General features: G+C 60.8%; 14 protein-coding genes. 5 read left to right on the forward strand and 9 right to left on the reverse strand.

From position 1 onward, the window contains the following. Positions 1–33: 33 nt before the first annotated feature. The 6 genes from ACP15N_RS00540 to guaA all read right to left on the reverse strand — a co-directional run bounded on the left by ACP15N_RS00540 (position 34) and on the right by guaA (position 5928). Positions 34–915, reverse strand: coding sequence for an ATPase (locus ACP15N_RS00540; protein WP_425090264.1), 882 nt, complete (start codon positions 913–915; stop codon positions 34–36). 36 nt (positions 916–951) lie between these two features. Beyond that, positions 952–1854, reverse strand: coding sequence for a DMT family transporter (locus ACP15N_RS00545; RefSeq protein WP_425090265.1), 903 nt, complete (start codon positions 1852–1854; stop codon positions 952–954). A gap of 109 nt (positions 1855–1963) precedes the next feature. Continuing rightward, positions 1964–3115 carry an OmpP1/FadL family transporter gene (locus ACP15N_RS00550; protein ID WP_425090266.1) on the reverse strand — a complete coding sequence of 384 codons (1152 nt, stop codon included), beginning with the start codon at positions 3113–3115 and terminating at the stop codon, positions 1964–1966. A 101-nt stretch (positions 3116–3216) separates the two neighbouring features. Then, complete coding sequence (locus ACP15N_RS00555; protein ID WP_425090267.1) at positions 3217–4104, reverse strand: DMT family transporter; 888 nt, start codon at positions 4102–4104, stop codon at positions 3217–3219. A gap of 4 nt (positions 4105–4108) precedes the next feature. Then, positions 4109–4381, reverse strand: a complete 273-nt coding sequence (locus tag ACP15N_RS00560; protein ID WP_425090268.1) for a putative quinol monooxygenase — start codon at positions 4379–4381, stop codon at positions 4109–4111. Then, complete coding sequence (gene guaA, locus ACP15N_RS00565; protein ID WP_425091581.1) at positions 4372–5928, reverse strand: glutamine-hydrolyzing GMP synthase; 1557 nt, start codon at positions 5926–5928, stop codon at positions 4372–4374. Before guaA ends, ACP15N_RS00560 begins: the two co-directional genes overlap by 10 nt. Before the next feature lie 165 nt (positions 5929–6093). On the opposite strand from guaA, the gene ACP15N_RS00570 reads away from it, so the two are divergent. Next, positions 6094–7641 (forward strand): trimethylamine methyltransferase family protein, encoded by a 1548-nt coding sequence (locus ACP15N_RS00570; protein ID WP_425090269.1) that lies wholly within the window; start codon positions 6094–6096, stop codon positions 7639–7641. 27 nt (positions 7642–7668) lie between these two features. Here ACP15N_RS00570 and ACP15N_RS00575 read toward each other — a convergent pair whose 3' ends face one another. Then, positions 7669–7959: a DUF6477 family protein gene (locus ACP15N_RS00575; RefSeq protein ID WP_425090270.1), complete on the reverse strand. Its 291-nt coding sequence runs from the start codon at positions 7957–7959 to the stop codon at positions 7669–7671. Positions 7960–8156: 197 nt separating this feature from the next. Here ACP15N_RS00575 and ACP15N_RS00580 point away from each other — a divergent pair, with 197 nt between their 5' ends. The 3 genes from ACP15N_RS00580 (at position 8157) to ACP15N_RS00590 (ending at position 11100) form a co-directional block, all read left to right on the forward strand. Next, positions 8157–9287 (forward strand): DUF6456 domain-containing protein, encoded by a 1131-nt coding sequence (locus ACP15N_RS00580; protein ID WP_425090271.1) that lies wholly within the window; start codon positions 8157–8159, stop codon positions 9285–9287. 253 nt (positions 9288–9540) lie between these two features. Then, on the forward strand, positions 9541–10491 hold the full coding sequence (gene lipA / locus ACP15N_RS00585) for a lipoyl synthase (RefSeq protein ID WP_425090272.1): 951 nt from the start codon (positions 9541–9543) through the stop codon (positions 10489–10491). A 99-nt stretch (positions 10492–10590) separates the two neighbouring features. Next, positions 10591–11100: a hypothetical protein gene (locus ACP15N_RS00590; RefSeq protein WP_425090273.1), complete on the forward strand. Its 510-nt coding sequence runs from the start codon at positions 10591–10593 to the stop codon at positions 11098–11100. A 6-nt stretch (positions 11101–11106) separates the two neighbouring features. Here the strand turns inward: ACP15N_RS00590 and ACP15N_RS00595 are convergent, their stop codons facing one another. Both ACP15N_RS00595 and hpt read right to left on the reverse strand, forming a co-directional pair. Continuing rightward, positions 11107–11289, reverse strand: a complete 183-nt coding sequence (locus ACP15N_RS00595; RefSeq protein WP_425090274.1) for a hypothetical protein — start codon at positions 11287–11289, stop codon at positions 11107–11109. Further along, on the reverse strand, positions 11286–11822 hold the full coding sequence (hpt, locus tag ACP15N_RS00600; protein WP_425090275.1) for a hypoxanthine phosphoribosyltransferase: 537 nt from the start codon (positions 11820–11822) through the stop codon (positions 11286–11288). Before hpt ends, ACP15N_RS00595 begins: the two co-directional genes overlap by 4 nt. A gap of 69 nt (positions 11823–11891) precedes the next feature. Between hpt and ACP15N_RS00605 the strand changes: the two genes are divergently transcribed. Then, positions 11892–12359: a type II toxin-antitoxin system RatA family toxin gene (locus ACP15N_RS00605; RefSeq protein WP_425090276.1), complete on the forward strand. Its 468-nt coding sequence runs from the start codon at positions 11892–11894 to the stop codon at positions 12357–12359. Positions 12360–12372 lie beyond the last annotated feature (13 nt).

Here is a 12372-nt window from a genome sequence, read left to right on the forward strand (position 1 = left end):
GGACTTTCGGGGTAGCCGTGTGGGAAGGTGCACTTAAGCAGCCGTGACTGCGTTGCCAAGAGCGCGCGCGATCAGCGCATCAAGGTCCACTGGATCGCGCAGCGCACTGATCTCGTCCGCGTCGACCGTGACCCCCCAGTTTTCCGCCATGGCCGCATAGCGCGGCTGTCGGTGGGCCATCGCTTGCGCATAGGTCCAGCGGATAAAGGCATCCGGGTCCACCCGAGCCTCCGGCGCGCCGGTCTCTGCCAGATAGTCGGCCCACATCCGGTCGAGGAAATCAGGTGCATATGCCATTGGTTTGGGGTCGCGGTCGAAACGGCGCACAAGCTCTTCGGTATGGGCCGCGTCACCCTTGATCCAGACCATCAGCGTGTGTTGCGACAGGTGCGACAGGACCGGGTCCGCGGGGTCAGACGGCTCGACCCATTCGCAGATCGACCCGCCTGTGTCACAGACGAAATTCGGATAGCCATAGAGCGCCTCAGCCCGGTCGATGAACGGCCCCGTATCCAGCAGCGCCGATAATTCCGCCTGCCGGAACAGGGCCTGTCGGCGGCGATACTCCGCAATGGGCAGACCACCCTTGTCCGGATCTCCGGGCTTGCCAAGATAGGTGGAGACTGGCGACAGATTGTGGAAATTGATGTTGGAACCGATGTAAATCGAGTCCGACATCAACAGGTCGCGCAGAAACGGGTTCTTCATCGCCTCGCGCTTGAAGTTGTCGACGATGTGCTCGCCCATGTACCGGGTGCCGATGCGGTAATCGATGGAATAGTGAAACCAGTTCCCGCTTTCGCGTAGCATATTGGACACGTGCGTCTTGCCGAGCCCCGACATGCCGAAGAAGAGGATGCGCTTCTTGGGAGCCTCCAGCCAGTCCGCGGCTGTTTGATAGAGCTTCGCAACCATGCGGCTCGCCTTTCGCGCTGTCTCAGGTCTGAGCGTTCAAGCGGAAAGCAGTCGGCGGGTCAAGCGCCCATCCAGAACCAGCAGACCCAGCGCGAGCAAGGCAAACCCAACGTAGTCCGATGCACCAAGCGTTTCAGACCGGACCAGCGCGCCCAGTGTGATTGACACCGGAACGACCATCAACGTGCAGAGCAAGACGTTGCCGGATCCTGCCATGCCGAGCACCCGGTAGTACAAAAGGTAGGCAAATGCAGTCGCGATCAACGCGTAGTAGGCCACAGCCGCATAGGTGGCCGGATGGCGCGGCAGGCTTGGCGCACCATCCACGACGAGTGCGATGGGCACCATGACTGCGGTCGACGCAACAAGCATGCATGTCGCCGCGACCACGGGGGCGACGCCACCGAGTTGCCCGCGCGCCCATGCCCCGGCGCAGGCATAAGACACCGTTCCGGCAAGAACGGCGATCTGCGCCAGCGAGGTCACGGAGAACGCCAGCAGGTTTTCTATGCCGATGGCCGTAATCACGCCTGCAAAGCCCAACCCAACGCCGATGATCCGTTTCGGTGTGAGACGCTCATCCGCAAACACCAGGGCTGCAACCAAGACACCGAACACCGCTGTCGTGGCGTTCAGGATTGCCGTCAGTCCGATGGGGATGTGCAACTGCCCCCATGCCATCAAAAGAAACGGCACCACGTTGTTGAGCAGCCCCATCACCGCGAATTTCGCCCAGAGGCCCGGGGCACGGGGCAGTGCCTGCCCGCTGATCCGCAACCAGATCAGCAGAGCGACGGCTGCAAATGCAACGCGGTAGGCGACTGAGGTGACAAAGGGGATCTCGTCCAGTGCGGTTCTGATCGCAAGGAAACTGCCACCCCATATCAGCGACAGCAGGAGCAGTTCTGCCCATGCTCGGGCGGAAAGGGTTTTTTGCATCATCATGCCCCGGCTCTAGCGCAGGGCGTGCGCCTGCGCGATCCGAAACCTGCGCAAACAAAAACCCCCGCGAGAGGCGGGGGTTTGCGTGGCAGAAAGACCGGCGCGGTCAGAAGTAGTATCCGACCCGGATGCCGTAGCTGATGGAGGTGTTGTCCTGGAAATCCGAAACGGGATCGCCGGGCTGTCCCACCGGGCTTTGCGAGATCGCATCGCCCAGCCAGCTGTATTCGACGCCCGCGCTGATTTTCATTTTCTCTTGCGAGTACGTCACGCCAAGGCCAACGCCCGTGCGCCCGTCAACAGGGCCGAGGTTGCCGAAGATGTCACCAACATCAGGCTCGTAGACGACGGAAAACGCGCCGGACCAGTTTTCGCTGAACCGACGTCCGACACCCAAGCGATACGTGATCGAGTCGCTCTGGTAAGAAGCCAGCGGATAGGTGATCCCGAACGGATTGCCCGCCAGAACTGCTTGGCTGTATACATCCGGGTTGATTTCGAACTCGCTCCAGTCGACCCAGCGAATTGACCCGAAAACCAATGTGTCTGCTGCGACGCCGGTCTGGAAATCCAGCGTGACAGACTGAGGGATCTTTGTATCGAACTCGCCGGGAATGGAGACAATTCCACCGGCCAGAGGATTGAAGATCGTCTCAACACCCTCGAAGCTGTGTTCGATCTCGGAGTTGTACATCAGCGACACGCGCAGGGCTATGTCCGGGCGCTCGTAGGCGACCCCGAAGGAGTAGCCGTACTCGAGGTCATTGTTGGTCGACAGCGAATAACCCGGGATGGAGGGCAGCGACACGTTGCCTTCGACCCGCTGCGCGCGCAGGCCGCCGATAGCGCTGAAGCCGTTGCCGAACTTGTACCGCAGGTAGCCGGTCAGAGCGGTCGACTCGAGATCGGCCGTGGACCCGGCGAAAGGGTGGTTGGTGCCAGTGGGGTAGCGGACAGTTGCGCCGACAGGCTGGTCGATGATGAACCCGAGAACGATGTTTTCGTTCAGATCGGTCTTGAACGCGCCAGATGCGATGTTCTCGCCGCCAAGCATGTTGCCGGTCTTGATCGATGGCAGTGCCACGAGGTCACCGCTGACATCGGGGTCAAGCCGACCGAAGCCCAGTTCTGCGTATGTTCCTTCCTCAAAGAGAAAAGCGATGCCCTGATTGGCGCGCTCAACCCCTCCCGCGTGTGCGGTTCCGGCCATTGCAACCGAAGCTGCCCCTCCGGCCAGTATCCGATGTAGTCTTGTCATGTTTTTTGTTCCCTGAGATCGCGTCATTTGGTGCGCGGTGAGGGCGACGCTATGCCAGATGGAAAAAATCAGTCAACTTGTAACGCCGCGTCAAAGCGCTTTTACTTCAGCTTTCTGGCAGAAAAGACGCCCAGATTGATAAAATTACCAGTCAGGATAAGAACACTGCCGCCGACAATAGCCCAAGTCAGCGGTTCTTGATAGAACGCAAGGCCGACGAGCGCCAATGCTGGCAGTCGCAGAAAGTCCATCGGCATGACAATGACCGCAGGTGCGATGCGCAGTGCCGAGGTCAGACAGAAATGCGCGGTGAGCCCAGCGACGGCAACGGCCAGCAGCCAGGGCGCTGTGTGCAGCGTTGGCCAGGTCACCTGACCGTCGATGCCAACCGCGATCACCCCGAAGATGGCCTGAATGAGAGTCAGCCAGAACAGGATGGAGGTGATCGTTTCCGTGCGCGTGAGGGCTTTGGTGAATATCGCGGTGATGGCAAAGCAGATCGCGGACCCGGCAGCCGCCGCCAGTCCGGCGCTGAACCCGCTGGCCTGAGGCTGAGCCACCAGCAGGACGCCGCCGAAACCGATGATCGCCGCAAGACCACGTTTCAGGGTCAGCTTCTCTCCGAGAAAAAGCGGCGCCAGAACCGTGACCCAGAGCGGGGAGGTGAATTCAAGCGCGATGACCTGCGCGAGCGGGGCAACAGCGACCGCGTAGAACCACAGATTCTGTCCGGTGAAGTGAAAGACATTGCGCGCGGCGTGGGTGCGAAGGTGCGTTCGGTTGATCTGATGCAGTGTTCCGGCTGCCCCGGCCACGCCCACAACAATTCCAATCCCGATCAGCGAGCGGAACATCATGATCTCGAACGTGTCATGCGTTGCGCTGAGGCTGCGGCCGGCCACAGCCATGACCGAAAAGCTCGTAATGGCCCCAAGCATCCAGAGGGCGGCGCGGCCAACCTCGCCGGATGGGGCAGCGGAAGAATGCATCTGGTCAGTCTTCCTTCTGCACCGTGATGTCGCGTGGGATGTGGCGCGTCAGGTCCCACCAGCGGGACGCTCGGGTGCGGCTCTGATGACTTTTCACTGCGGCGGCATTGGTGAAGTGCTCGGCAACCTCGAACACGTCGGGCGCAGTTTCGGTAACGTCGAGTGAGACGCAGCCAGTTTCGGCGCGGCTGAGACGGATGTGCTCGGGCAGGGCCTTGCGGACGATTTCCGCGTCTTCGCCGTCACATTTCAGCGTGCCTGCCAGCCTTACTCCCATTCAATCGTGCCCGGAGGCTTGGATGTGATGTCGTAGGTCACGCGGTTGATGCCCTGTACCTCGTTGATGATGCGCGTTGCAGTCTCTCCGAGAAACTCGTGGCTGAACGGATAGTAATCCGCCGTCATGCCGTCGACGGACGTGACCGCCCGCAACGCGCACGCATAATCATAGGTCCGTCCATCCCCCATCACGCCCACGGTGCGCACCGGCAGGATCGCGACATAGGCCTGCCATATCTCGTCATACAGGCCGTGCTTGCGGATCTGGTCGATATAGACGGCATCCGCCTTGCGCAGGATTTCAAGCTTGGGGCGTGTGATTTCGCCGGGGCAGCGGATGGCCAGACCCGGGCCGGGGAACGGATGGCGCCCGATGAAAGAGGCGGGGAGCCCCAGTTCATGCCCCAGCGCACGCACCTCGTCCTTGAAAAGTTCGCGCAGCGGCTCGACCAATTGCATGTTCATCCGTTCCGGCAGGCCGCCGACATTATGGTGCGACTTGATCGTGACCGATGGTCCCCCGGAGAAGCTGACCGACTCGATCACATCCGGATAAAGCGTGCCTTGTGCCAGAAAATCGGCCCCGCCGATTTCGGCGGCGTACTTCTCGAACACCTCGATGAAGAGGCGTCCGATGATCTTGCGCTTGGTCTCGGGGTCCGATTGTCCGTCGAGGGCCGAGAGGAACAGCTCCGACTCGTCGGCATGGATCAGCGGCAGGTTGTAGTGTTCGCGAAACATCGTGACGACTTCGTCGGCTTCGTTCAGGCGCATCAGTCCGTGGTCAACGAACACGCAGGTCAGTTGGTCGCCGATCGCCTCGTGGATAAGAACAGCCGCAACGGAGCTGTCGACGCCGCCAGAAAGTGCGCAAATGACTTTCTTGTCGCCAACCTGATCGCGAATGGCCTGAATGGCCTGTTCGCGATAGGCCCCCATGGTCCAATCGCCCGTGAACCCGGCAGCGCGCACGAAATTCTCGTACAGTGTCTTGCCATTTGGCGTGTGGTGCACTTCGGGATGGAACTGCACGGCATAAAAATGTCGGTCCATATCCGCCGTGATCGCGAAGGGGGCATTGGGGGAGGTGCCGTAGACCTCGAACCCCGGGGCAATCTGGCTGACATGATCGCCGTGACTCATCCAGACCTGTTCGCGCCCATCGATGAACCAGCCGTTCAGCAGGTCGATCCGGTCCTCTTGAGGGGTGACATAGGCGCGACCGAATTCGGCCGTTCCATGCCCGCGTTCTACTTTGCCGCCAAGCATCTGCATCATGACCTGCTGGCCATAGCAGATCCCGAGGATCGGAACCCCGAGGTCGAACACCGAGGCCGGCGGGCGCGGGGAGCCGTCGTCGATCACGCTGGCAGGTCCACCCGAAAAGATCACCGCCTTGGGCGCGAACGCCTCAAGAAAGGCATCCGTGACGTTCTGAAACGGGTGGATTTCGCAATAGACGTTCAGTTCCCGCAGGCGGCGCGCGATCAGCTGCGTTACCTGGCTGCCGAAGTCGATGATCAGAAGGCGTTCATGGTCGGGCATTGTCATAGCGCCCGTTTACGTTGCACCCCGGGCGCGCGCAAGAGCCGGGGCCGTCCGATCCGGTTGTTTGCGATCATGTCGTTTTCGCCCGCCAAGCGCCGCTATTCAGTGTCACCGGAACCGTGCGCGCAGTGTAGGTTTTTTCTCAACAGCGGAGGTGTGCGCATGCAGGATCAGGTCCGGACAGAACGGCGTCGCCGCTCAGGGGGCGGGGCCACCCGGCGTGCAACTCGCACAGCGTTCCAACTCAAGGCCTCTCCGGTGTTGCAACGCCACCTGCCCGAGATTCCGTTTCTGTCCGACGAGGCGCTTGAGATCATAGAGACGCAGGCAGAAACGGTGCTCGAAGAGATTGGCGTCACTTTCTCTGACAACCCCGCCGCGCTGGAACGGTGGCGGGATGCCGGGGCCGACGTACAGGGCGACCGGGTGCATATCCCGCGAGGCCTTGCGCGCAAGCTGTGTGCGACAGCGCCCGCCACCTTTACCCAGACCGCCCGCAATCCGGACCGCTCGGTCGAGATCGGCGGCAAGGGCACGGTCTTCGCCCCGGTGTATGGCCCGCCCTTCGTGCGGGATCTGGACGGGGAGCGGCGCTACGCGACAATGGCCGACTTCGAAGCGTTCGTGAAACTCACGTATCTCAGCCCGTGGCTGCACCATTCCGGTGGCACGGTGTGCGAACCCACCGACGTCCCGGTCAACAAGCGCCATCTCGACATGCTGTTTGCGCATATGCGGCTGAGCGACAAACCATTCATGGGGGCAGTCACCGAGCCGTCGCGCGCCCGCGACAGTGTCGAGATGTGCGAAATCCTGTTCGGGGCCGAAACCGTCGCCGCGGGCCCGGTGATGACGTCTCTGATCAACATCAATTCCCCGCTCACGTTCGACGCGGCCATGATGGGCGCACTGGAGGTCTACGCGGCTGCCAATCAGGCCTGCATCGTATCGCCATTCATTGTCGGGGGCGCGATGGCGCCGGTCACAGTGCCGGGTGTGCTGACACAGGTTCTGGCCGAAGTTCTGGCCGGCGTCGCCTATTCGCAATTGGTCCGGCCCGGTGCACCGGTGATCTTCGGGGCGTTCGTCACCTCGATCGACATGAATTCCGGTGCTCCGACCTTCGGCACGCCTGAAACCGCGCAGATTACCTGGGGCGCGGGACAACTCGCGCGGCGTCTCGGTCTGCCGTATCGTTCAGGCGGCGGGTTCTGCGGTGCCAAGCTGCCCGATGCACAGGCCGGGTACGAGGCCGCCAACTCGCTTAACGCCGGTCTGTTGGGCGGGGTCAATTTCATGCTGCATGCCTGCGGCTGGCTGGAGGGTGGGCTGGTCGCCAGCTTGGAGAAGTTCGTGCTGGATGCCGATCAACTCGGGGCGTTGCACAAACTGGCCGCCCCGGTGCCAATGGATGAAAACGCGCTTGGTCTGGATGCGATGCGCGAGGTGGGGCCGGGCGGGCACTATCTTGGGTGCGCGCACACGCAGGCCAACTACGAAACCGCATTCTGGAAGTCGGACGTTCTGGACTACCAGTCCTTCGAAAGCTGGCGTGATTCGGGGGCTCGGGACACCCAGATGCGGGCCGGGGACCGGGTCAGATACCTGTTGGAGCAGTACAAAGCGCCGGATTTGGACCCGGCAATTGCCGAGGAATTGAGAACGTATATAGAACGTAAAAAGGCGTCCCTTCCGGACGCCCTTGAGTAACACACTCAACTGTTCGCTAACTGTTCTTCAGGTCGTCTTGAACTCCGGCAGCAGACGCAACTCTCCCATGATCGCTGCCAGGACTTCTATGTGCCTTGCGACGGAGTATGTCCCGAAGCCTTCGGTCCGGTTTGTTTCAAGCGTTTCTTCAAGTGCGACCAGCGCAGCCAAAGCCCTTTGGGGCGTGGGGACTTTTGGGTGTTTTGTCAGTCGCTTAAGGTCTCGCTCGCGGTTGTATTCCTTCAACCCATGGCGGGCGGCACGCATAAGGGTCTGGGGGCGGCGAATGGTTTGCAGGGTGGAAAGAAGGCGGGTCATGTTGAGGCTCCGTGTGTCTGATATGCACACAAAAACACAACCTAGACGTGTGTTGCGTTGCGCCGGGAATGCGCGAACGGAGGTTAAAGCACTGGTTAGAAGTTCTAATAAATTATCTGTCGTCGGTGACAGTTTTAAGATTCGAGTAACCAACTCAACCCAAGGTTGCGCCCTGTAACTGGCTAGATGAGGACACCATGTCAAACCCCGTGACCCCGTTCTCTTTGTGTGACAACCCGCGTAACTTTCCCGATTGGGTTCCCGATGCGGCCCGACATTATGTCGTGCACACCCGCGATGGCTTGTCCATTCGTGGCGTGGCCAAAGAAGCGGGATGTGCGGCGTCCACGATTTTGCGTCAGATCCGCAAACTCGAGAACCGTCGCGATGATGTCTTGCTCGATGAAGCGCTCGAAGCGTTGACCGTCCCCGTTTCCGAAACCGACACACAGGACGTGATCGACATGAGCGCACACCCTCGGAGCCTCCAGAAGACCCAAACGGACCTGATCGAGCGGGAGGCGCGACGCATCCTGCGCCGATTGTGCGAGAGTGGCGCCATGCTTGCGGTATCGCCGCAGATGGAAAAGGCGGTGGTTCTGCGCAACGTGGACGATGTGCCGCGTCGGATCGCCGTGGTGGATCGCGCCATAGCGCAGGCCTTTGTCCTGAAGGAATGGATCCGTTGCTTCAAGGATGGCAAGATCGCCCAATACGAAATCACGCATACCGGGCGCGCCGCACTGAAACGGCTTCTGGCAGAGGATGCTGGGCGCAAGACGGGCGCGACCTCGGATGAGGTGGCCGGCTTTGCCGAGCAGCACCGGGAGTGGGGCCACCGTGAGGTTGCAGAGGACGGCCCGGGCGAGACCGCGCGGCGCCGTGTTCGCTATAACCTTGCTGAAAGCCCCTTGTCGCAACTTGCGCGACGTCGCGACAAGGACGGGCAACGGTTTCTTTCCGATGAGATGGTTCGCGCCGGAGAACGGCTGCGCGAGGATTTCGAACTTGCCCAGATGGGGCCGAAAGTGACGCAGAACTGGGAGAAGTTTCTGACCGCCGGGGCACATACAGGGTTGCAGAGCGACGGGGTTGGCGGGGGCTCGTCTAGCGCGCGGGACCGAGTTCACGCCGCGCTCGAAGTGCTCGGCGCTGGTCTGGGGGACGTTGCCCTGCGGTGCTGCTGCTTCCTCGAAGGGCTGGAGACCGCCGAAAAACGCATGGGGTGGTCTGCCCGATCCGGCAAAATCGTTTTAAGGATTGCGTTGGAACGTTTGGCACAGCATTACAAGCAGGTGCACGCCTTGGGCGGCGGTCGCATCGGGTGAGTTTACGTTTAAAGTAAGACTACGACAGGCGGGTGTGGTGGCTCGCCTCCGGTTGCGCGGGACTTCTGGTCAGTCGGTATCCCGTGCCTCCAGCTGGGCCGGAGTGAGAAATCGCTCCGGTCTTTGCTTGTCTCCGGGCGCGCGCGCACTTCCGACTGAGACACATCCGCGCGATACATGCCTGCCATGCAGTTTGCACAGTTACATTTTCCGCGGTTTCGGATTAGGTCTGTCCCGTTGAGGAGCAAGACCCATGCGTGATCTGAAAATTCCCGAAGAACGGCATCCCGAAAAGGCGCACCGCGAAGACAAACCCCAGCCGCGCAAGCCGAGCTGGATCCGCGTGAAGGCGCCGACCGGCAAGGGATATTCCGAAACACGCGATATCATGCGGACGCATAATCTCGTGACCGTATGCGAAGAGGCCGGGTGCCCGAATGTCGGCGAATGCTGGAGCCAGGGCCACGCCACGATGATGATCATGGGAGAAATCTGTACCCGTGGCTGTACGTTCTGCAATGTCGCAACAGGGCGTCCCGACGTGCTCGACGTGTTCGAGCCTGGGCGGGTCGCGGACGCGGTGCAGAAGCTGGGCTTGAACCATGTCGTGATCACATCGGTGGACCGCGATGATCTGGACGATGGCGGGGCCGAGCACTTTGCCATGACCATTCGCGCCGTGCGCCAGCGCGCGCCCGGGACCACGATCGAGATCCTGACCCCGGACTTTCTGAAATGCGGCCCCGACGCGCTTGAGACCGTGGTCGCGGCCGGACCGGATGTGTTCAACCACAACCTCGAAACCGTGCCGGGGCTCTATCCCGAAGTGCGCCCCGGGGCGCGGTATTTCCACAGCCTGCGTTTGCTGCAAAGGGTCAAGGAACTTGATCCGCGCATGTTCACCAAGTCCGGCATCATGGTGGGCCTCGGAGAGGACCGCCAGTCCGTCACGCAGGTCATGGATGACATGCGCGCCGCGGATGTCGATTTCCTGACCATCGGCCAATATCTGCAGCCGACGCCCAAGCACCATGCGGTCGACCGGTTCGTGACACCCGAAGAGTTCGCGGCCTACGAAAAGGCGGCCTACGGCAAGGGATTCCTGATGGTATCGGCCACGCCGCTGACGCGGTCCAGCTACCACGCGGGCGATGATTTCGCGCGCTTGAGAGAGGCGCGTCTGGCCCGCTTGGGCACGAACTAGGAACAATCTCAGTCGGATTGTAGGCGCTCGCCTTAGAAATGCCGGAATCGTGCTCCACCGTCGCCTTCCAAGATTGTGGTTGTGTGTCGGAGCGTCTTGATGAAGGCGATACTACTTTTGTTGAAATGGACCCTCTGGGCGGTCTATCGGGTCTTCGGTCTTGGGGCGTTCGTGCTGGCAGTGGCGTATGCCTACGTCATCTTGAAGCTGGAACTGGCCTTCGTGCCACGGTCTGAGCTCTTTCCGTATTTCGCAACCATTCTGGGCATGTTCTGCGGCACGCTGTTCCTGCTGCCTTCCACAACCCCGCACTGGGTACGTGTGGTTGATGATGCAACGTCTGCCACCATCGCAATCGCCGCAATCATCGGACTTGCGGTCGCCCTCGTGTCAGGGGCCGCCGACGTCGTGCCAGTCCTGGGGCTTGCGGATCTTGAACAAGCGGCTGCGCGTGTTTCGGGTGCTGTGGGGACACTGACGACGGTCGGTATTCTGTGCGCTGGCGGGTTGGGCATGTTCTCACCCCGCAAGTTGCGTCGCGTGCCTCTCATGGACCTCAAGGCCGCGCGGGCGATCGACCCACGGTCCCTGCGCAAGTCGCGTATCTAGGGCGCGTCAGAACCCAGTGGGCCGCGGCCTGACCTGGTTTGGGGTCAGCGCCTCCGGCCAGCCGAAGATCAGCTCAATCCCCCAGATCGCGCCGCAGATCGCAATAATCGCCAGAACGAACTTCACCCGTTGAGGCGATGGCGGATGGCGCACCCATTGCGACATGCGCATCAGCCAGTGAAAATTCACAGCACCCGTACCTTGCCGATGAAAGGCAGGTTTCGGTTGCGCTGCGCATAATCGATCCCATACCCCACGACGAACTCGTCCGGAATTTCGAACCCTGTCCAGGTGGCCTTGATGTCGACCTCGCGCCGCGAGGGTTTGTCGAGTAGGCAGATCGTCTCCAACCGTCGAGGTTCGCGTGACATCAGGAGCTTGGTCACATGGCTGAGCGTAAAGCCAGTGTCGACAAGGTCCTCCACCACCAGAACGTCACGCCCTGCAATCTCGGAGCGCAGGTCTTTCAGAATACGGACCTCGCGGGAGCTTTCCATCCCGTCGCCATAGGACGAAGCTTCGAGGAAATCGACTTCCAGTGGCAATGACAGCTCCCGCACAAGGTCGGCGATAAAGACGAAAGACCCGCGCAACAGGCCGACCACCATGAGTTTTTCAGTGCTTGTGAACGCGCTTTCTATCTCGCGGGCAAGGGCCTCGACACGCGCCGCAATGGCCTTGGCGGAGATCATCTTGTCGATGACATATTCGTCGTGCTTCATCGTGCCCCCTTGAATTCTGCGCGCCACTCTACGAAATCCGTTTGCACTGTCACGTTAAAACCGGAACCGATGCCGCAACATTCTGAAACAAAGACGCTGCCTTATACCGCGCAGCAAATGTACGACCTCGTCGCGGATGTGGCGGCGTATCCGAAGTTCCTGCCATGGTGCGCTGCTGCGCGCGTACGCTCAACCACGTCCACGGGACTGGGCCAGGAGATGCTGGCAGACCTTGTGATTTCGTTCAAAGTCTTTCGTGAGAAATTCGGCAGTCGGGTGGAATTGCAAACCGAAGACCGTGTGATCAAGACCGAGTACTTGGACGGTCCGTTCAAACACATGCATTCGGTCTGGCGGTTTACGGATCTCGATAGCGGCGGGTGCCGGGTGGAATTCGATACGGATTTCGAATTCAAGAACCGTGTGCTGCAAAGCGTGATCGGGGTTGTCTTCAACGAGGCGATGCAGCGTATCGTGCGCGCGTTCGAGAACCGGGCAGCGGATCTTTACGGGCACGAGGCCGTACATCTGGCGTGAACTACCCGCGCGC

The organism is Tropicimonas sp. S265A (assembly GCF_049800835.1).
Classification (GTDB): domain Bacteria; phylum Pseudomonadota; class Alphaproteobacteria; order Rhodobacterales; family Rhodobacteraceae; genus Dinoroseobacter.